The 18,615-nt window shown below is 40.9% G+C and carries 22 protein-coding genes; 4 read left to right on the top strand and 18 right to left on the bottom strand.

Annotated features, from left to right (window positions below; translation table 11 throughout):
• Positions 1–48: 48 nt before the first annotated feature.
• Positions 49–723, top strand: coding sequence for a DUF421 domain-containing protein (locus IQ19_RS26460; protein ID WP_144546607.1), 675 nt, complete (start codon positions 49–51; stop codon positions 721–723).
• 25 nt (positions 724–748) lie between these two features.
• Here IQ19_RS26460 and IQ19_RS26455 read toward each other — a convergent pair whose 3' ends face one another.
• On the bottom strand, positions 749–1,033 hold the full coding sequence (locus IQ19_RS26455; protein ID WP_144546604.1) for a hypothetical protein: 285 nt from the start codon (positions 1,031–1,033) through the stop codon (positions 749–751).
• Positions 1,034–1,266: 233 nt separating this feature from the next.
• On the opposite strand from IQ19_RS26455, the gene IQ19_RS26450 reads away from it, so the two are divergent.
• The gene (locus IQ19_RS26450) at positions 1,267–3,573 is read left to right on the top strand and encodes a UvrD-helicase domain-containing protein (protein WP_144546602.1); all 2,307 of its coding nucleotides are present in this window, start codon (positions 1,267–1,269) and stop codon (positions 3,571–3,573) included.
• Between the two features lie 51 nt (positions 3,574–3,624).
• Here IQ19_RS26450 and spoVIF read toward each other — a convergent pair whose 3' ends face one another.
• From spoVIF to IQ19_RS26405, 9 genes are all read right to left on the bottom strand, one after another.
• Entirely contained in the window at positions 3,625–3,879 is a 255-nt protein-coding gene (spoVIF, locus tag IQ19_RS26445) for a sporulation-specific transcription regulator SpoVIF (protein WP_144546600.1), read from the bottom strand.
• 213 nt (positions 3,880–4,092) lie between these two features.
• Complete coding sequence (locus IQ19_RS26440) at positions 4,093–4,221, bottom strand: YjcZ family sporulation protein (RefSeq protein ID WP_144546598.1); 129 nt, start codon at positions 4,219–4,221, stop codon at positions 4,093–4,095.
• An 88-nt stretch (positions 4,222–4,309) separates the two neighbouring features.
• Positions 4,310–5,176 carry a DUF421 domain-containing protein gene (locus IQ19_RS26435; RefSeq protein WP_144546596.1) on the bottom strand — a complete coding sequence of 289 codons (867 nt, stop codon included), beginning with the start codon at positions 5,174–5,176 and terminating at the stop codon, positions 4,310–4,312.
• An 11-nt stretch (positions 5,177–5,187) separates the two neighbouring features.
• Positions 5,188–5,385 carry a hypothetical protein gene (locus IQ19_RS26430; RefSeq protein WP_144546594.1) on the bottom strand — a complete coding sequence of 66 codons (198 nt, stop codon included), beginning with the start codon at positions 5,383–5,385 and terminating at the stop codon, positions 5,188–5,190.
• A 21-nt stretch (positions 5,386–5,406) separates the two neighbouring features.
• Positions 5,407–5,763, bottom strand: coding sequence for a stage V sporulation protein AE (gene spoVAE, locus IQ19_RS26425; RefSeq protein WP_144546592.1), 357 nt, complete (start codon positions 5,761–5,763; stop codon positions 5,407–5,409).
• 13 nt (positions 5,764–5,776) lie between these two features.
• A complete protein-coding gene (gene spoVAD / locus IQ19_RS26420) occupies positions 5,777–6,790 on the bottom strand; it encodes a stage V sporulation protein AD (RefSeq protein ID WP_144546590.1) in 1,014 nt (337 codons plus the stop codon).
• Positions 6,790–7,266 carry a stage V sporulation protein AC gene (gene spoVAC, locus IQ19_RS26415; RefSeq protein WP_144546587.1) on the bottom strand — a complete coding sequence of 159 codons (477 nt, stop codon included), beginning with the start codon at positions 7,264–7,266 and terminating at the stop codon, positions 6,790–6,792. Before spoVAC ends, spoVAD begins: the two co-directional genes overlap by 1 nt.
• A 15-nt stretch (positions 7,267–7,281) precedes the next feature.
• Complete coding sequence (locus IQ19_RS26410) at positions 7,282–7,755, bottom strand: sporulation protein (RefSeq protein WP_144546585.1); 474 nt, start codon at positions 7,753–7,755, stop codon at positions 7,282–7,284.
• Between the two features lie 344 nt (positions 7,756–8,099).
• Positions 8,100–8,453, bottom strand: a complete 354-nt coding sequence (locus IQ19_RS26405) for a DUF1360 domain-containing protein (RefSeq protein WP_144546583.1) — start codon at positions 8,451–8,453, stop codon at positions 8,100–8,102.
• Positions 8,454–8,584: 131 nt separating this feature from the next.
• Here IQ19_RS26405 and IQ19_RS26400 point away from each other — a divergent pair, with 131 nt between their 5' ends.
• Positions 8,585–9,088, top strand: a complete 504-nt coding sequence (locus tag IQ19_RS26400) for a CotY/CotZ family spore coat protein (RefSeq protein WP_144546581.1) — start codon at positions 8,585–8,587, stop codon at positions 9,086–9,088.
• A gap of 48 nt (positions 9,089–9,136) precedes the next feature.
• Here the strand turns inward: IQ19_RS26400 and IQ19_RS26395 are convergent, their stop codons facing one another.
• From IQ19_RS26395 to mgtE, 4 genes are all read right to left on the bottom strand, one after another.
• Positions 9,137–9,694 (bottom strand): CotO family spore coat protein, encoded by a 558-nt coding sequence (locus IQ19_RS26395; protein WP_144546579.1) that lies wholly within the window; start codon positions 9,692–9,694, stop codon positions 9,137–9,139.
• A 116-nt stretch (positions 9,695–9,810) separates the two neighbouring features.
• Positions 9,811–10,581: an enoyl-ACP reductase FabI gene (gene fabI, locus IQ19_RS26390; RefSeq protein ID WP_144546577.1), complete on the bottom strand. Its 771-nt coding sequence runs from the start codon at positions 10,579–10,581 to the stop codon at positions 9,811–9,813.
• A 214-nt stretch (positions 10,582–10,795) separates the two neighbouring features.
• Positions 10,796–12,655 carry a monovalent cation:proton antiporter family protein gene (locus tag IQ19_RS26385; protein ID WP_144546575.1) on the bottom strand — a complete coding sequence of 620 codons (1,860 nt, stop codon included), beginning with the start codon at positions 12,653–12,655 and terminating at the stop codon, positions 10,796–10,798.
• Positions 12,656–12,668: 13 nt separating this feature from the next.
• On the bottom strand, positions 12,669–14,045 hold the full coding sequence (mgtE, locus tag IQ19_RS26380) for a magnesium transporter (protein WP_144546573.1): 1,377 nt from the start codon (positions 14,043–14,045) through the stop codon (positions 12,669–12,671).
• Between the two features lie 248 nt (positions 14,046–14,293).
• Between mgtE and prpE the strand changes: the two genes are divergently transcribed.
• Positions 14,294–15,028 (top strand): bis(5'-nucleosyl)-tetraphosphatase PrpE, encoded by a 735-nt coding sequence (prpE, locus tag IQ19_RS26375; RefSeq protein WP_144546571.1) that lies wholly within the window; start codon positions 14,294–14,296, stop codon positions 15,026–15,028.
• A 292-nt stretch (positions 15,029–15,320) separates the two neighbouring features.
• Here the strand turns inward: prpE and IQ19_RS26370 are convergent, their stop codons facing one another.
• The 4 genes from IQ19_RS26370 to IQ19_RS26355 all read right to left on the bottom strand — a co-directional run bounded on the left by IQ19_RS26370 (position 15,321) and on the right by IQ19_RS26355 (position 18,513).
• Positions 15,321–16,205: an RluA family pseudouridine synthase gene (locus IQ19_RS26370; protein WP_144546569.1), complete on the bottom strand. Its 885-nt coding sequence runs from the start codon at positions 16,203–16,205 to the stop codon at positions 15,321–15,323.
• 58 nt (positions 16,206–16,263) lie between these two features.
• Positions 16,264–17,058, bottom strand: coding sequence for an NAD kinase (locus IQ19_RS26365; protein ID WP_026583728.1), 795 nt, complete (start codon positions 17,056–17,058; stop codon positions 16,264–16,266).
• 323 nt (positions 17,059–17,381) lie between these two features.
• Entirely contained in the window at positions 17,382–18,071 is a 690-nt protein-coding gene (gene yjbM, locus IQ19_RS26360; RefSeq protein WP_277875363.1) for a GTP diphosphokinase, read from the bottom strand.
• 79 nt (positions 18,072–18,150) lie between these two features.
• Positions 18,151–18,513, bottom strand: coding sequence for a UPF0738 family protein (locus IQ19_RS26355; protein ID WP_144546567.1), 363 nt, complete (start codon positions 18,511–18,513; stop codon positions 18,151–18,153).
• Between the last annotated feature and the right edge of the window lie 102 nt (positions 18,514–18,615).

Raw genomic sequence — 18,615 nt, 5'->3', positions numbered from 1 at the left:
CTTTCTGCAAACACTATCCAAGATGCAGCTTTAAAGGAGTGGTTTGGGATGGAGTATTTACATATCGTCAGCGTGCTGGTGATCGGCTATATCTTTTTGTTTGTAATGGCAAAACTATTGGGAAAAACGCAAATCACACAAATTACTCCTTTTGATTTTATCTCTGCAATCGTATTGGGAGAGCTTGTGGGAAATGCATTATACGATGAAAAAATCGGGATATTGGAAATTTTCTTTGCTGTAGCTGTTTGGGGAATATTAATTTATGCAACAGAAACTCTTACACAAAAGTTCAAACGTGCCAGAAAACTCCTGGAGGGAGAGCCTTCTATCGTTATTAAAAAAGGGAAGATCGTATATGAAGAGCTTAAGAAGAACCATTTGGATTTAAACCAGCTGCAGCATCTTCTCCGTTCAAAGGATGTTTTTTCCATCCAGGAATGCGAATATGCCATACTGGAAACAGACGGTACGATCAGCGCCTTAAAAAAGCCTATGTATGCTTCACCTACTATACAGGATTTTAGCTTACCGCTTAATACAGTTGAACTGCCTGTTACAGTCATTTTGGATGGAGAAGTTGTTTGGGATAATCTTAAAAGCATTGGATGGGACGAAACCAAGCTTAATAATGAAATAAAAGCCAACGGTGCTGTATCCATAAAGAATGTTTTGTATGCTGAATGGAAAAAAGGAAAGGCTTTGCACGTGCAAACGTACTAAGCCTCTCCTTCTTTTTTTGCTTTTCTTATATACATTCACTGAAATGGCGGCCTTTTCCAGTCAGCTCGCCATATGTTTGTTCTGCTGTTTTTTTATTCTTACGGTTTGGGTATTCAGAACGCTGATATGGATTTGTTTTGATTAATTTTTTTTGAATATGAAGAGGAAGTAATTGATGGAAGTCTTTTGAATTTGATTGTGCAGCTATTCGGGTAACTGGTACAAAACGAAACGGATCATACTTGTTTCCTATTTCTCTTTCTGCATACTGATTATATTGATAATGTGTCAAAGGCAGGATATAGCCCACGGTTGCTCCCCCTCTCCATTCATACTCTTATTAAAGAAATACGTTGTGTAATTCATTTTTATGTACCCGTTTTCAAAGAAAATTAAACATAAAGGGACTTTAGAATCCTTCTGTGTTTTGATATGATAAACTTTGTCTTGTTAGTATTACGTGGACGAAGGCAATTCAGCATTCATTTGGTATTGGCGTGCAAATTCCACCTCTGAATGATTGCTTTAAATGGGGTATTTTTTATGAAAACGGCTCTTTTACATAATAAAGTATTAAATCTTGAACAGTTAAATAGAGAAAGCTTTCAACAGATATATCAAGAAGGAAAAAAAGGTAAATTGCTTTGTCCTGATTGCGGTGGTTCAGTCCGATTATATTTAGGAATCAGCAAGGAACCTCATTTTTATCATATTCAGCACAAAAGCAAGAGGTGCAAGGATGTGGAACAGGAATCTGAGACAGTAGAAACTGAATCAAAAGAATTTATAGAAAGAAATGGTTTCCAGATTCCAGTATCACGGGCTATTGCTTCTGCTGCAGTTAAAGATGCCGAATCAATCTTTAAAAAAGCTCAGCCTGTTAAGAACATCCCTCCTTATACTAAAGAAAACGCTCAGAATCATAGCTTTCCGGATGAGTACTTGCAGGCGCTTTCCCAATCAGGAGTTTTTTTGGATGAGCGGCAGGCCGCAGCTGTATCACATATCGAGGGGCCACTGCTTGTCCTTGCGGGAGCAGGAAGCGGAAAAACCAGAGTTTTAACTACGAGGACAGCTTTTATGCTGCGAGAAAGAAAAATCGACCCTAAGTCTATTATGCTCGTCACATTTACGGCAAAGGCTGCTGCTGAAATGAAAGAACGGCTGCTTGATTATCCCGGAATGGATTCCAGAAAAGTAAGGCAGTTAGTTTCAGGTACATTCCATAGTCTGTTTTATCGGATCCTCTCCTTCCATTCCGCTGTGAAATGGTCTTCAGGCAAGCTTCTGAACAGAGAATGGCAGCGTGAGCAGATCATTAAGGAAGCTTGCAAAGACTTAAAACTGGACGAAAAAGAGTTTGCCTTTGACCTGGCTCTTCAGCAAATCAGTTATTGGAAAAACTCACTTATCAGGCCAGAGAAAGTCCACCCTGAAAATGACTGGGAGGAGCAGACGGCCATTCTTTATAAAAGGTATGAACAGGCAAAGGAGCAAAAAGGATTATTTGATTTTGATGACATGCTAACAGGCTGTTTTGCCCTTTTTCAAGATAATCCGGATATTCTCGGACAATATCAAAACCGGTTTCAATATTTCCTGATTGATGAGTTTCAGGATATTAATAAAGTTCAATATGAACTAATGAAAATGCTTTCTGCACAGACAAAAAATGTCTGTGCAGTCGGCGATGATGATCAATCCATTTATGCATTCAGGGGCAGTGACCCTCAATATCTTCTCGATTTCGAAAAAGACTTTCCCGAAGCTAAGGTGATTACATTAAATCAAAATTATCGATCGGCACATGAGATTGTCTCAGCCGCCAACCAAATAATATCCCTTAATAAACAAAGGCGGGCAAAAAGCATGAATGCCCAATATTCAAGTGATCAGCAGCCCTTCTTATTTTTTCCGTATGATGAAGAAGAGGAAGCAACCATGATCCTAACAGACATTCAGGATAAAATAGAAAAAGGCTATGAGCCACGGGATTTTGCGGTATTATTCCGGACACATGCCGGCAGCAGAGCTGTCTTCGAGAGACTGGCAAATTCAAGCCTCCCTTTTAAACTAGATCAAGATGCCGAATCATTTTATGATCGTTTTATTGTGAGAAGCATGCTTTCTTTCTTGAAGCTTTCTATAAATGAAGACGACCAAAATGCGATTAAAGACATATTGCCTTCTCTCTTTGTTAAACAGACGGCTTTGCAGGATATTAAAGCGGAGAGCATTTTAAAGGATTGTTCACTGCTCGAGTGTCTCAGCCATATAAAAACTGGCTTTGCTTTTCAGGAAAGCAAATTAAAAAAAGTGATCCCCGTGACAAGATCACTTTCAGGGCTTACTCCCGTAACTGCAATTGAAACGATTGAAAAGGAACTCGGATTTCAGGATTTTATAAAAAAACGGGGAAATGAAGGAAATAAAATGGAAAAGGGATCTGATGATCTGAAGGACTTGAAGGTTGCAGCGCGCAATTTTAACTCCCTTGCCGAGTTTTTGGAGCATACAGAGCATATGAAAGCTATGAATAACGAAATCAAGCAGCTAAGCAAAAGTTATAACAACGCCATTACATTAAGTACTATCCACCGTGCGAAAGGCCTTGAGTATAATGTAGTGTATGTTGTCGGGGCAGTTGAAGGAAGCCTTCCCCATGATCATGCTCTAGAAGCTTACCGGTCAGGAGATTCCGCCCCATTGGAGGAAGAGCGCAGACTGATGTATGTAGCTGTTACAAGGGCGAAAAGAGATTTATATATTTCAGTACCGGAAAAAAGGCGCGGACGAAAAGCCTACCCTTCACGGTTCCTTGCTCCCATTACAAGAAGCACCAGGCGATAAAGTTTAGAGAAAAGCAGACGGACCTGGCCGACAATTGCCAGGTCCTTTTTTTTATTTTTTGTTCATCATCTGCGAAATGGTATTAAAGTCCAGCTGCTTTCCATCAGCAACGATCGATTTTACAATTTTATCTTCCATCTCTTTTGATACGGGCTTATTTGCAATTTTGGAAACCCTCTTAATAACGCTTCTTACTGTTTTTTCATCTTTAAAATTTGCATTCTGCAAAGAACCGGCCAGCTCAAATACATCCTTCATATTTACGCCTGTTTTCTTTTCAAGGTTTTTAAAGAAATTATTATCCATGCTGCTTTCTCACGCTCCTTCTTTAACTACTTTATATAGTATGAAGGAAGGCAGAAAAGGTGATTTATATGTACTCGCTCCTTGATCAACTTGCTGGAGCTAGATGCAGACAACCTTTACTTAAGTTAATTTATAGCTTCCTAAACAATAAGAAAAGCTGACCCAAAAACCATAACTATGGCATTGGGTCAGCTGCTCTCAAGATAAAAGATCCTAGTTGCAGAAACTCGCACCAACAATAATTAACAAGATAAATAACACGACGATTAAAACAAAAGTGTTTCCGCCGTATCCCCCGCCATAGCCGCCGCCATAGCCGTAGCCGCAATAACCGAAGCCCATTCCTATCACCTCACTTTGTCTTTACTCAATACAACATATGTAAAATAACCAGTAGGTGTATAGGCAAGCCCCTAAGCAAGTCTTGCTTTTATTCCTCCAGACTAAAATAAGGCTTGGCCTTTGTTATTAATTCGTCTATGCGCTTGGAATATTCCTTATAAGCCATTTTTAAGACAGGATCTTTTGCAGTCAATGAGTTCCATTCTAGCTCAGCATGGATTTTTTTCATTAAGATTAAAAGGTGCTCGTCCTGCTTTATTTCCGGCATCTTTAATGAGTCATTATAAAGGTCAATATTAAGCTGGCCTTGCTCATCAATTTGAGCAAAAAAGACATGTTCAGCCTTTACCTGCCTCTTTGCCAATTCAATGTTCAGCCATTCCCTGCTTACTCCCGCATTTTTCAGAGCATCGTGATAGATGGTTCCATCCATAATGACTGCATGCGGTACGCCGGCCTCTGGCAAGTCGTCAAATAGGTCTCCTGCAGTCAGCGGCTGTTTCGCTTTTTTCAGTATGATATTTAATTCGCCATTCGAATCCAGGGAAGCAAATTCAACATCTGCAACCCGAAAAATATCTTTTTTTCTTAACTGTTCCAGCAATTCATCTGCACTGAACTTTTCTTTTCTTAAATTATCTTCCAGGATTTTTCCTTTTTCAATGAAAGTAGTCGGCTTTCCTTCTACGAAATCTCGGAAGGGCTTGCTTTTCAATGATATGATGCTAATAAATAACGGCACCAATCCCCATATCAAAAAGGCAGTTAATCCATCTCTCATGCTAAGTTCAGCATCCATGGAAAGTGTGCCGGCGATATCGCCTACAGTGATGCCGACAATGTATTCAAAGAAGGAGAGTTTGGAAAGCTGCTTTTTTCCTAATAGTTTAGTGATGAAAAAGAGTCCAAGGATGATGAATACCGACCGCACAACTGTTGCAAGTATTTCCGTCATATAAGTCGCCCCTATAAAAGAAAGGAACGATTAAGTTCCTTTCTTCGTTTCGATAAAAAGCCATTTATATCTGAGGCTGCAATCATCCCCTGATGAAAAATATGCTGTGCATGATCATCAGATGAAGTCATGGCCTTTTCACTTAGCGCCAATTCCATCTCCTGAATCATCACTTGCAGCAGCTTTAAATTTTGTTTGTTTTCTTCCATACTGTCCAACGTCCTTTGCCCTTAGCCTTTTGGTTTAAAAATAAGTGCGCCGATAAAGCCGAATATGATGGCAGCGGAGATACCGGAGCTGGTTACCTCGAACATTCCCGTCAAAACTCCGACAAGACCATGCTGGTCAGCTTCCTGCAGGGCGCCATGCACTAGTGAATTGCCAAAGCTTGTTATTGGTATTGTTGCGCCTGCCCCGGCAAAGTCTGCTAGCGGTTCATAAAGCCCAATTCCATCGAGAACTGCCCCCAATACAACTAAAAGGCTCAAGGTATGGCCAGGTGTTAATTTAAATACATCAAATAATATCTGGCCGAATACGCAAATAAGGCCTCCTATAACAAATGCCCAGAAAAACATTGGCAACATACAAAACCCTCCTTTAGTCCATTTCAATTGAAACAGCATGGGCAATGCAAGGAATACTTTCATTCTGCTGGAATGTCAATGGCGATAATAGCGCTCCTGTGGCAACTACAAGTATTCTCTTATATGCTCCCTGTTTCATTTGATTTAATAAATGTCCATACAATACAGTAGCTGAGCACCCTGCTCCGCTTCCCCCTGACTGCACAGGCTGATCTTCTTTATAAATCATTAGCCCGCAATCCTTGAATTTCTCTCTTTCTATGTTCAGGCCGTTATTTGACAGCAATTCATAAGTAGTTTCCTGGCCAATTCTGCCTAAATCCCCAGTTACGATCAAATCATAATAAGACGGATCAAGCTGCATATCCTTGAAATGTGCTGTAATCGTATCAGCAGCTGCCGGAGCCATTGCCCCTCCCATATTAAAAGGATCCGTGAGACCCATATCGATTACTTTTCCAATTGTGGCTGAAGTTGTGACAGGCATGTTCTGACCAGGCACTTTGGAAGTAACAAGTGCTGCTCCTGCACCTGTAATAGTCCATTGGGCTGTTGGCGGCTTCTGCCCGCCATATTCAGTCGGATACCTGAATTGTTTTTCAACAGCAGCGTTATGGCTCGAAGCGCCTGTTAAAATGTAATCAGCTCCTTGATAGTTAACAATAAAGGATGCAAGGGCTAGTCCTTCCATAGAAGTTGAACAAGCACCAAATATCCCGAAATAAGGAATCTGTATGGTTCTTGCGCTTAAGCTTGATGGAGTAATTTGATTAATTAAATCGCCTGCAATATAAAACTGTATATCTTCCTTTTGGAGATTGGCTTTTTGCAATGCGGTTTGCCCTGCTTCTTCCATAAGTACACGATGCGCTTTTTCATAGGAGTCCTCACCCATCCATAGGTCGTCGTGCAGGACGTCAAAATCATCCGCCAGATGGCCATTTGCTTCAAATGGCCCACCGGAAACACCAGTAGCGGCAATGACAGGGCGGTTTTGAAAGATCCAGGATTGTTTTCCTTTTAGCATTAAATAACCCCCCATATTCCTAGAAGCGTTTTAATCAGAGCCACTACAAAAGCCGAGAATACACCAAAAAGTATTACGGCGCCGGCAAGCTTGAACATATTTCCACCCACACCCAGCACAAATCCCTCGGTACGGTGCTCAATCGCTGCAGAAATAACAGCATTTCCAAATCCTGTGACAGGAACAGCACTGCCAGCACCACCAAATTGGCCCAGCCGGTCATAAACTCCAAAACCGGTCAGCAGCATGGAAAGGAAAATCATTGTAGCTACAGTCGGGTTTCCGGCTGTTTGCTCTGTAAAGTTAAAAAAATAAATGTAAAAATACGTAATAGCCTGTCCGACTGCACAAATGAGGCCACCTACCCAGAAAGCACGGATACAATTTTTAAGGACGGGGCGCTGCAGTTCATGCTTTTGTTCAAGCTGTTCATATTGCTGCTGTTCCGGCGTCTTATTCGAATTTTTTTTGCTCATTGCCGATGCCCCTTTCTATGTCATCTCTTTTTTCAGCTTAATAATTTGCTCAAGCTTCTTTTTTGCTTTTTTATCAGAAAAGTCCGGATCTTTCATTTTTTCCTGAAGCTCAACTGCCTCGATAAAAATTTTATAATCACTCGAAACGGTAAAGTTTTCATCCGGATACTTTTCTTCAAGCATCTTGTTCATTTTCTTTTCAATTCTTTTCATGTGAAATCTCTGCAGATGCTTGACTTTGTATGCGACAAGTGTGTCACTATCACCTTTCACCACTGCCACATCATACAGCTCTTTCATGGATTCGACATCATGTTCAATGCTTGCAACCAAATCCAAATTTTCTTTCGTATTTTTTTCAATTAAAGTTGGCGGAGGGTTGGTCGTCTTGAGAAGCGCTAAATCGCTTTCTGTTACTTCACCATCTCCGCTGCATCCAGTTATTGCGATGAGTAAGGCTGCCGATAACCATAAATGTCTTTTTTTCATATAATTCCCTTCCTATGTAGAATCTTTAGTTATATTGTCCTCGAATAGGGACGAATTTATGAAAACTAATAGTCATCCTAATATTTCCAAATGGCACAAAAAAATAAAGCCGGGAACCTGCCGGCTTTATTTTTATTTTTTCTTTGATTTTTTCCCGCATCCGCAGCCTTTTTTCTTTTTCTTTTTTAGCGGCCCAGATTTTGTGCCAGCTTGCTCATTTCCATTCTTCATCATGGCGAGGCCCTCCATTTTTGAATAATTTCCCTCTCTATAATTTATGCTGAGCCTCCAAGCTTGTGTAAATCAAATGCCTATGCAGTTATCCAGTAAAATACCTTTTGCATTCAACGCTCGGACCATTGGAGCAGCGATTCAATAATTGCAGCAAGCCCCGACACAGCCAGCACCAGCAACACTGGAACAGCCCATTCCCTCAGAAAAACATATGATGTACACAAAAAAATGGCACTCCATACGCCCGTACACCAATAACAGCTCAAAAGCTCCCCGAAAAACCCGCGGATCCTGCCCTTTTTTATGACTAAATAAATTTCAGTTTCACCATCTTCACCTTTTTCCTCTACTTCCTCTAGGAATGGTTTCCGAATGAATTGAGTAATTTTATCAAACACAATCAGCCTGGTTAGTCGAAAGCTTGCTAGTGAGAGAATTATCAATTCCATAGGTGTTAAATCCACTTTTCCACCTCCAAATATAAAATAATAGCCTATTTTTTAGTAAAACAAGGCGTTTGTCCGTAACCCATAGGGCACCCCGGCAATATGTTATTAGTGTAGACCACAAGAAACAAACAAGGAGGAAACCAAAAATGGGTTGTGGAAAAAAAGACGACTTCAAAGGCAAAAGCTGTGTATGTGAAGTAGTTCGTGCTATAAAAGATATTCAAGATAACGCAGAAGATGTGTGCGAATGCCCTTCAAACTGTTTCCTGGAGCCGCTGGGAGCTATATCACCTTCAAGCAAACGCCGCCATAAGCGTCCGGATACTCGCGTGTTCACACTAAAGACAGCTGACGGGACACCATTCCATGCTTTCTTTAAAGGAGATGACTGCGCATGTGTATCCATCTTCTTCAGAGTAGAAGAAGTATTTGATAACTGCTGTGCAGTGCTTCGCGTCCTTCTTCCGGTAAATAGGAAAGATGGCCGTGACAAGGTAGTCAATCTTGCTGATGACTGCTGCATTGACTTGAAGAAAGTTTGTGAGGTTGACTTTTTCTTAGCGACAGATGATTGTGTAACAGTTGACCTAAACTGCTTCTGCGCAGTTCAATGTATTGCCGATGTAGACCTTGATGTCTGCGAAGACTAATTTTAAAAGGCCAGCCCCAGCATACGGCTGGCCTTTTTTGTGATGGAGTTATCTTCTTAAGCCAATCATTTTTACTTCCTTTAATAATTGAATGCTGATTTTTTCTATTGTTTCATTAAAAAGCTTGATTTCTATCCATTCTTCATCTTTAGAGGTCAAAAATCCTCTTATTGCTTTCTCTTCGGTTTCGAAAATGCAAGGAATTGGAGGAAGCTGTTTTGGAAAATCAATTAAGTATTCCAAACGTTCGGCAGTATTCATTTCCTTAAAGCTCTTTATCCGTTGAAAAGATGGCTTCCTTTTTTCTGTAGTAAAAGCAAATGATGGCCCCTCTTTTTTTTCTTCCCGGCTTGCTTCAAATTCCTCTATGGCTTCCTGCACTTTCTCCTGATCCGCGACTTTCTCAACTGCCTCTTCTTCAAGCTTCTTTTTTTGTTTTTCTTTAGTGGAATGATCAAGAAGCTCCGACCCTTTTTCCAATTGCTTATTTTTACGTTCCAATTCTGCTTTTCTGCTGGAATAAACAGTTTGCATTTGGTTTTCCGGAAATTGAAAATTTGGCTGCTGAATATAAAATAAGGGTTCCTTTTCTTTTTTGTCTGTCACTTTCGTCCACCTCCGCAATCATAATCTTTCATCTTATTATATGTATGCAGAAACTGGGCTTTCGTTTCTGCGTGGACAATAAAAAAAGCCCGCTCAAGTTTGAGCAGGCATTATTTTTAAAGAATATGATAACCTGAATCCACGTGGATATTTTCTCCTGTAATCCCGCGTGACAGGCTGCTGAACAGGAATAGCGCAGTATCTCCAACCTCTTCAGGTGTAGTTGTTTTGCGGAGCGGTGCACGTTCTTCAATTTCTTTTAGAATGGAATTAAATTCACTGATCCCTTTAGCAGAAAGAGTCCTGATTGGTCCGGCTGAAATGGAGTTTACACGAATACCGTCTTTTCCAAGATCATTAGCAAGGTATTTGACACTTGCATCAAGAGACGCTTTTGCAACTCCCATAACGTTATAATTCTTCACAACCTTTTCACCGCCCAGGTAGGTAAGGGTGACAATACTTCCTCCTTCTGTCATTAACCCTCTAGCTTCCTTCGCAATTGCCGTCAGGGAATAAGAACTGATATTATGTGCGAGAAGGAATCCGTCCCTTGTGGTGTTCATATACTCACCCTGAAGTTCTTCTTTATGGGCAAAGGCGATGCAGTGTGCAATTCCATGAATTACCCCGGCTTCATCCTTAATGGTGCTGAAACATTTTGCGATATCTTCGTCACTTGTTACATCGCAAGGCAGCACGAGTGAATTGGCATCTTCCAGCGATTCAGCCAGTTCACGTACACTTTTTTCGAGCCTTTCTCCCGCATATGTAAAGATCAGCTGTGCACCAGCATTGTGTAGAGATTGGGCAATCCCCCAGGCAATACTTCTTTTATTGGCAACTCCCATTACTACGAACGTTTTTCCATTTAAAGAAAGAGTCATTTTATAAGCCTCCTGAAATATTTATTACAAGTTATTAGTACCTAGTGCTAATTGTACATGAATTTTTAAAAAAAGAAAAGCCTATCGCCATGTTGGAAACACGAAAAAAAATCCTGCTTTAACAAGCAGGATTTTTTCAACTATAAACTTATGTGATAGCTCAGATGCTCTTTCATTCAACTGCCTTTAGACTGTATAGGCAAACGATTATACCTTAGCACCATTCACAAAATTCAAGCTCTCGTTTCAATTCATCAACATATTCTTTAGAGCCAGTAACAATTAATCGGTCATTGACATGAAGTTCAGTATCTCCATGAGGTACGATTGAATCTTTGCCCCTGAATATCCGTACGAAAATGACATCGCCTGTAAACGGGAACCGCCTTAGCATCATGCCCTCAAACTGCTCGTTTAAAAGGCGGATTTCATATAAAGCAGTCTCCTGGTTAGTTAAAATGTTTACTACACTTGGTGATTCAATTAAGGCTCGAAGAAGCGCCTTGGCAGAGAGTATCGTAGAGAATAGCTCTACTTCATGCTCACGAAGTGTTTCTTCCATATCAGGGCTTTCCATGCGGCAAATAACTCGATCTACGCCTTTTTCTTTAAAGGCAATGGATAGTGTCGCATTGGTCTCTTCGTCTCCTGTCGAAATAACAACGATATCCGAATCAAAGGCATCTGTTTTTTCAAGTGCTTCTATATCGAAATCTTCTATTTCAATAATATCGAATAGAGAGTCTGCAATCTGTTTTTCCGCCTTTTCCTGCTTCTTGTGATAAAGAACTGGTTCATATAATGAGGATTTAAGCTCACTATAGATCGGCATGGTCATTTGGTTAGCCCCAATGAAGGAAACCTTGAGCTTCTTTTCCTCGGCAGCTTCTTGCGGGAAAAGCTTTTTAAAAACAACCGGCGTAAAGACGCTCGTGATAACAGCCACGAGAATCAGCGTCCCGCTCATTTCTGCCGTAATTACGCCCATCCGTTCCCCTATCGTTGCGGCAGCAATGACAAGCGAAAGTGTGGAGGTTAGCAGAAAGCCTGAAGCAATTACCGTCTTCATGTCATACCATCTGTTTAAAATATACACTGGCAAAAGCTTAGAAAGCAGCAGTGCAATCAAAAGAAGTGGAATAAGCATAAGCATTTTTGGATCGCCGAACAAAGTCCAGACATTAAGATCCACTCCAACCATTACAAAGAAAATCGGAATGAGAAATCCATAACCGAACGAGTCCAGCTTATGGATCATTTCCTGGTTTGGCGCAAGCAGTGATACAAGCACACCTGCCAGGAATGCCCCTAAGATATTCTCTGCTCCAACAGTTTCTGAAAGTGCAACAAGGAAAATAATGAGAGCAAACACCGCTCTAGTTCCAATTTGAACTGTTCCCGTAGACATTGCTTCAAGGAATTTAAGGTTTTTAAATTTCCTGCCAAGAAAATACAATAATACACCTGCTGCAAATAAAACCAGAAGGAGCCAAGTATTTCCCTCTCCGCCGTCATTTAAAGAGACAAAAACAGCAAGCAAGATCATTGTGACCAAATCCGCAATAACGGCAATTAACAATATTATTTGGCCTATGCCTGTTTTCATCAGATGGGCTTCCTTTAAAGTAGGGACTACAACTCCAAGTGAAATGGTTGAAATAATTAATGTCATCAAAAAGGCGTTATCAATGAAGCCTGCCAGCACAAATAAATAGGAAAGACCCAATGACACAAGAAAGATTCCAACAAAAATGACAGATGCAACTGCAAATGAATTTGGCTCCAGCTTCCCGCTTGGCAATTTTTCTTTTTTCTTATTGGATGAAAAGGCTGTAAAATCAATTTCCAATCCGCTTAAAAACATAAGAAAGATAAAGCCGAGTGTTGAAAGCGTTTCAAGCCACATATCTTCATGAACAATATCAAATCCGCTTTTTCCGATAACCAACCCAACAAGAATTTCTGCTACCACAACGGGTATAAAATTAATCTTCAATCGGTGAAGAAGAATGGGCGTAATAAAAGCAGCCAAAATAACAATTACGAGCGACGTAACCGATGCTCCATGTTCCATAAGAAAAGCCCCCTTAACCTGTTAAATAACTCATAAATAAAGTAGCCATTCCAAAATATATTAAAATGCTGATGATATCATTAATCGTGGTGATGAATGGCCCGGAAGCTACAGCTGGATCAATCTTCATTCTGTGCATGAATAAAGGAATAAGTGCACCGGCTAGGGTAGCTACAATTAGTGTAAATAAAATAGAAATGCCAACTAAAACGCCTAGAAAAAAATTGCCTTGCCATAAATAAATGACCAATGCGACAAGAACTCCGCAGGTTCCTCCGGTAATCAAACCAGTCCCTGCTTCTCTTATAATAAGTTTCATTTTGTTTTCTTTTTCCAAATCGCCTGTCGCAATACCGCGTACAGCTACAGCTAATGCCTGAGTACCTGTATTCCCAGCCATTCCCGCAATCAATGGGATAAAAACAGCAAGAATAGCAACCTGATCTAATGTGTCTTCAAATCTTCCAATCAAACTTGCTGTTAACATGCCCAAAAACAGCAATATGATAAGCCATGGCAGTCTCTTACGCGCAGCAGAAACCGGGTTTCTGTCGATATTATCCATATCAGAAACAGCAGCCAGTTTGGAGTAATCATCGGACGCTTCTTCATCCATAACGTCCATGACGTCATCCACTGTTATAATTCCCAATAAATGATTTTGAAAATCCACAACAGGAACAGCCAGGAAATTATAGTCCTTAATCTTTCTTGCTACCTCTTCCTGATCTTCGCCTACAGAAACTGAAACTACTCTATCGTTTGTAATTTCCGAGATCATCGTATCATCATCGCTGACAATCAAATCTCTTAAAGAGATAACTCCAATAAGCTTTTTCTCCTCGTCAACGACATATACATAATAAATTGTCTCTGCCCTGGGGGCTTCATCTTTAAGAATATACATAGCTGATCGGACTGTCTGGTTTGCTGACAGGGAGACAAATTCCGTCGTCATGATACTTCCTGCTGTATATTCTTCATAATGAAGCAAATCTTTAATTTCCTTGGCCGATTCATCGTCCATGATTGTCAAATAGCTGACAACCTGGTCTTTATCGAGTTCATTTAATACATCAACAGCATCATCCGCATACATTTGTGAAAGCATGTCTGCGGCATAATTGGGGTTCATCTCAGCAAGAACGTCTTTATATTCTTCTTCATCAATTTCCAGATTTTCAAAAAGGGAAGCCATTTCTTCCGGAGAGAGATAAAGATAGATTTTTGCCCTGATGTACTCATCCAGATCTTTAAAAAATGAAGCCTGATCATAAGGATGCAATTCAAGAAATTCATTCCTGAAACTGTCGATTTCTTCATTTTGTAAAGATTGGATTAAAAGATCTCTATTGATATGCGTATCTCTTTCTTCTGCATGTTCTGCCATAATGAATTACCCCCTTTCATAAATATTGAAAAACGTTCCTCACTATACTAGCAAATCTTTGTTTTTTTGTCGTCCATGAACTACCCGCCAAGTAAAAATATGGCCTTATCCCTGCATTGATACCCTTAATTTTCCCATTCTCCGGACATAAAACCAAAAGGCCCCGCAGCAAGTTTAAAATTTGCAAACCCGGATATTAAAAATGAATATTGATATGATAACAGTAGATTAAGCAAAGGAGCACCAATATGAAACTAGATATTATTGGCGATATTCACGGCTGTTTTGCCGAATTTAAAGAGCTTACCTTAGAAATGAACTACGACTGGAGCAGCGGATACCCGGTTCATTCAAATGGAAGGAAACTGGCATTTGTAGGTGATTTAACAGATCGGGGACCGCAATCTCTTGCAGTCATTGATGTAGTATATAATCTTGCAGCAAAAGATATGGCTTACTATGTGCCAGGAAATCATTGCAATAAACTGTACCGCTACTTTTTGGGAAACAAGGTTCAAATTACCCACGGGCTGGAGACAACTGTGGATGAATATGAGGAACTTGATTCAAAAGAAAGAATGGAAATCAGGCAAAAGTTCATGGAGCTTTATGAAAAAGCGCCATTATACCATGTACTCGACAGCAAAAGACTTGTCATAGCCCATGCCGGGATAAGGGAGGATTATATCGGCAAGCATTCTTCAAAAGTGAAGACATTCGTCCTATACGGGGATATCACCGGAGAAAAAAATCCTGACGGGACACCGGTTAGGCGGGATTGGGCAAAGCAATATGAAGGTAAGGCGGCCATTGTATATGGGCATACCCCGGTAAAAGAAGTCAGGAAAATCAAAAATACTTACAATATTGACACAGGGGCCGTATTTGGCAATAAATTAACCGCACTTAGATATCCTGAAATGGAAATTCTGTCTGTTCCATCAAGCATGCCTTTTGTTGAAGAGAAATTCAGGGCATTATAAACAATTCAAGACATAAATAGAAAAAGCCGGAAGAAACGGCTTTTTTTATAAAATCTCTGTAAACTTGTCTGTTGATTTCCGCTTCAGGCGCTCAGCGAACCGCGGGCGATCCGGGAGCCTCCTCGGCGCATGACGCGCCTGCGGAGGCTCCCTTTGACACGCTCTTCCCGCTGGACAATTGAATATGCAGCCTTGAATAAACACCGCACGAAGGAAATGCGATATCATTTTCGTTGTCAAGGGTCCCGGGCCTTCCTCTCCAATCAACATAGCATCAAATTTAATAGAGCCTTTATAATATACATCTCATATCTTCAGGGAGGGGCTCTTCAAACGATAAAGTCTTTTGCAAAAACGGATGATAGAAGGAGAGGCTGGAGCAATGAAGAGCCTGGCGGTTAAGGAAGTCCCGCCTTCCTCCATACAGTTCATCCCCAACCAAAGGATGTCCCAGCCAGGAAAGGTGGACCCTGATTTGATGGGTTCTGCCAGTTTCCAATTTCAGCCGCAGATGGGTAAAACCTTTTTTTCGGCTGATAACCTTATAATGGGTGCAAGCATATTGCCCTTCTTCACTGACTTCCCGTTCTATAATGCTGTCCTTCTTTCTGGCTATCGGCACCTCTATAGTACCGGTATCCTGTTTGACTCCTCCTTCTGCAAATGCTTCATACATTCTATGTATCTCCCGAGATCGCTGCTGCTGGCTGAACAAATGGTGTACATGCCTGTGTTTTGCAATCAGTACGATGCCAGAAGTATCCCTGTCCAGCCGAGTTACAATATGTGTGGTAGACATTAACCCTATTTGCTGATAGTATCCGATCAGGCGATTAGCCAAACTGCCTGACGGATGCTCTCTGGAAGGTATCGTACTCATACCAGGTGGTTTATTCACAACAAGGACATAACCATCCTCATAAAGAATATCCAGGGGCAAATCTTCCCCCTTCATTCCCTCGCTCGGAGATTCCTCCGGAAAACTAACCTTAAGCACGTCTCCTTCTTTTAGTTCATAACGGACAGTCACTTCTGTATCATTCACAGCAATAAAGCCACCTGCAAATTTAATATCCGTAAGTGCTGTCTTTGAAATATCATTTTCTTTCAGAAATTCCCTAATCATTTTTCCTGACTGCTGGACGGAAATTTCCCATTGCAATTGAAAACGCGCCATAATGCTTTGCGCTCCTGTTCTATTAGACTTTCCCCATAACAAAGTTCAACTTAGCTGCTTAATCAGCAACAAATGAGTCATGGACTCTCTTCCAAAATGGAAAAGGCCTGAATCTGGCAAAACGGATCTTTTCATCCGCCACCCTGAACTGAATCGACTTTACATCTTTATGAAGAAGAGTCAGATGGTCAATCGTAATCTGAAAATCCGGTTCATTTACCGGTTTGAGCATACAAGTATGATGAGCCGGAAGGACCAGCGGAGAACCGACTGTACGGAACACTTTATTATTGATTGACGCCATTTCAGCAAGCTGGATGGCAGGCAAAGAAGGGTGAAGGATCGCTCCTCCCAGTGCTTTATTATATGCTGTACTGCCAGATGGAGTCGATACACAAAGTCCATCCCCACGGAACCGCTCAAAGTGCTGTCCGCGAATTTCGACATCCATCACAAGAGTTCCCTCAACCGCTTTAACTGTTGATTCATTCAGTGCCAAATAGCGGGTTTCTTTCCCGCCATGCTGATAGCGGATGATCACTTCGAGCAGCGGGTATTCAATCACTTGATAAGGCGTCTTGGCAATTGCTATTACAAGCTTTTCGATTTCCTCAGGCACCCAATCTGCATAAAATCCCAAATGGCCAGTATGTATCCCCACAAAAGCGGTTTTATCAAGACGGCTGCTATATCGGTGAAAGGCATAGAGCAAAGTGCCATCCCCACCTACCGATATGACAATATCAGGCTGTTCTTCGTCATATGTAAGCTCGAAGTCCAATAAATAGGTTCTCATTTTGTGCATGAGCGTATTTGATTTTGAATCTCCTTTTGAGGTAATGGCAAATTTCATCGTATCCAAGCTCCTCTTTTAGAAATAGCTACCCTTATGGTGCGAATTTTCATTATCATGGATGTCTCTGTTAAACTTGCCTGTTGATTTCCCCTCCTGGCACTCAGCGAACCGCGGGCGATCCGAAGCCTCCTCAAGCATTAAAGACTGTGGGGTCTCCCTTTGATCCGCACTCCCGCAGGACTTTGAATAAGCTTCCTTGAATAAACACCGCACGAAGTAAATGCGAATGCATTTTCACGGGATTAGTGCCTTCCGCTCCAATCAACAGGGTGCAAAAATAGACAATGCACTTTACTAGAGCCTTAGAAATAAATATCCGCTTAGTTATCTTCCTTTTGCTGCTTTTCCTTTTTTCTTGTAAAAAACGCCTGCGCATCCTGAATTTCACCGCGGATAAGAGACATTTCTTCATCGAGCCTGAAAGCTGCTTCTGCAGCCCTTTGCAGCCTCATCTGAATATCTTCAGGAAACTGGCCCTTATATTTATAATTTAGGGAATGCTCTACGGTTGCCCAGAAATTCATTGCCAGCGTCCTAATCTGAATTTCTGCGAGAATTTTCTTCTCCCCTTTGATCGTCTGGACCGGATAACAAATTACAACGTGGTAAGACCGGTACCCGCTTGCTTTTTTATGGGAAATGTAATCTCTTTCTTCCACAATTTCAAAGTCGTTCCTTTGCCTTAAGAGTTCAACAACCCTTTTAATATCATCTACAAATTGGCACATCATCCGGACACCGGCAATATCCTGCATCTCGGATTCCAATTTATCAAGGGGGATCCCTTTTTGATTCGCTTTATCCAAAATGCTCGCAATTGGCTTTACCCTTCCAGTAACAAATTCAATCGGCGAATGGGAAGAATCCATTTCAAATTGGCTTCTCATCCCTTTTAGCTTTACTTTTAATTCTTCAACCGCTTGTTTATACGGCGCCAAAAATAAATCCCAATGCTTCACCTGCAACACCACCACATCCGAAGTAAAAGAGAGCGGTGCCTGGATATGCATACAAGACATCCAGGCACACGGTTCCTTTGAAAAATATATTTGCCCCTTTATCCTTGTTTAACGGATATTAAACACTTACTTAAAATATGCTCTCCACTTTTGCAACCATTTCCTCACCGTAATTGCTGTTGCCTCTAATATTTTCTATTAAATCTCCTAATTCCTCATGGAAACCTTTAAGCAGCAGCCGTTCACTTTGGTCTGTTACATAAACAGGCAAATTACCATCGTAAGCCTTTTTTAACTCCGGCCATACAGATTCAGGAAGGGAAATATATGTATAATCTTCGTTATGATCTACTATGTAAATAAATGACAGATTGTCAGAATCAGCCAATATTTGCTCCATTGCTCTCATACCTGAAACTGATCCATCCGCTATCCCTAAAAATAACTCATTTTCTTTCATTTCTGCTTTTTCAACTGTTAGTTTTTGTTTCATTTTTCTACCTCCATCGTCATTTCCTATTTTATCGCAGATTGACGGGCAGTAAAAGTCCCACGTATTCGTCTTGGCTCATTCAATGAAGAATTGTGGGACCTA

It is taken from the genome of Cytobacillus oceanisediminis, from assembly GCF_007830235.1.
GTDB classification, from domain to species: Bacteria; Bacillota; Bacilli; order Bacillales; family Cytobacillaceae; genus Cytobacillus; species Cytobacillus oceanisediminis.
The sequence above is the reverse complement of the archived record's forward strand: the minus strand, read 5'-3'. Positions and strand labels throughout refer to the sequence as shown.

What these genes read in the sequence shown, in the direction of transcription:
- spoVAC (WP_144546587.1), bottom strand. Translation starts at nt 7,266, where the DNA reads ATGAGCAAAAAAAATTCGAATAAGACGCCGGAACAGCAGCAATATGAA.
- IQ19_RS26460 (WP_144546607.1), top strand. Translation starts at nt 49, where the DNA reads ATGGAGTATTTACATATCGTCAGCGTGCTGGTGATCGGCTATATCTTT.
- IQ19_RS26450 (WP_144546602.1), top strand. Translation starts at nt 1,267, where the DNA reads ATGAAAACGGCTCTTTTACATAATAAAGTATTAAATCTTGAACAGTTA.
- IQ19_RS26410 (WP_144546585.1), bottom strand. Translation starts at nt 7,755, where the DNA reads ATGAAAAAAAGACATTTATGGTTATCGGCAGCCTTACTCATCGCAATA.
- prpE (WP_144546571.1), top strand. Translation starts at nt 14,294, where the DNA reads ATGAAACTAGATATTATTGGCGATATTCACGGCTGTTTTGCCGAATTT.
- mgtE (WP_144546573.1), bottom strand. Translation starts at nt 14,045, where the DNA reads ATGGCAGAACATGCAGAAGAAAGAGATACGCATATCAATAGAGATCTT.
- IQ19_RS26365 (WP_026583728.1), bottom strand. Translation starts at nt 17,058, where the DNA reads ATGAAATTTGCCATTACCTCAAAAGGAGATTCAAAATCAAATACGCTC.
- IQ19_RS26435 (WP_144546596.1), bottom strand. Translation starts at nt 5,176, where the DNA reads ATGACGGAAATACTTGCAACAGTTGTGCGGTCGGTATTCATCATCCTT.
- IQ19_RS26440 (WP_144546598.1), bottom strand. Translation starts at nt 4,221, where the DNA reads ATGGGCTTCGGTTATTGCGGCTACGGCTATGGCGGCGGCTATGGCGGG.
- spoVIF (WP_144546600.1), bottom strand. Translation starts at nt 3,879, where the DNA reads ATGGATAATAATTTCTTTAAAAACCTTGAAAAGAAAACAGGCGTAAAT.
- IQ19_RS26385 (WP_144546575.1), bottom strand. Translation starts at nt 12,655, where the DNA reads ATGGAACATGGAGCATCGGTTACGTCGCTCGTAATTGTTATTTTGGCT.
- spoVAD (WP_144546590.1), bottom strand. Translation starts at nt 6,790, where the DNA reads ATGCTAAAAGGAAAACAATCCTGGATCTTTCAAAACCGCCCTGTCATT.
- IQ19_RS26355 (WP_144546567.1), bottom strand. Translation starts at nt 18,513, where the DNA reads ATGAAACAAAAACTAACAGTTGAAAAAGCAGAAATGAAAGAAAATGAG.
- fabI (WP_144546577.1), bottom strand. Translation starts at nt 10,581, where the DNA reads ATGACTCTTTCTTTAAATGGAAAAACGTTCGTAGTAATGGGAGTTGCC.
- yjbM (WP_277875363.1), bottom strand. Translation starts at nt 18,071, where the DNA reads ATGCATATCCAGGCACCGCTCTCTTTTACTTCGGATGTGGTGGTGTTG.
- IQ19_RS26370 (WP_144546569.1), bottom strand. Translation starts at nt 16,205, where the DNA reads ATGGCGCGTTTTCAATTGCAATGGGAAATTTCCGTCCAGCAGTCAGGA.
- spoVAE (WP_144546592.1), bottom strand. Translation starts at nt 5,763, where the DNA reads ATGTTGCCAATGTTTTTCTGGGCATTTGTTATAGGAGGCCTTATTTGC.
- IQ19_RS26430 (WP_144546594.1), bottom strand. Translation starts at nt 5,385, where the DNA reads ATGGAAGAAAACAAACAAAATTTAAAGCTGCTGCAAGTGATGATTCAG.
- IQ19_RS26400 (WP_144546581.1), top strand. Translation starts at nt 8,585, where the DNA reads ATGGGTTGTGGAAAAAAAGACGACTTCAAAGGCAAAAGCTGTGTATGT.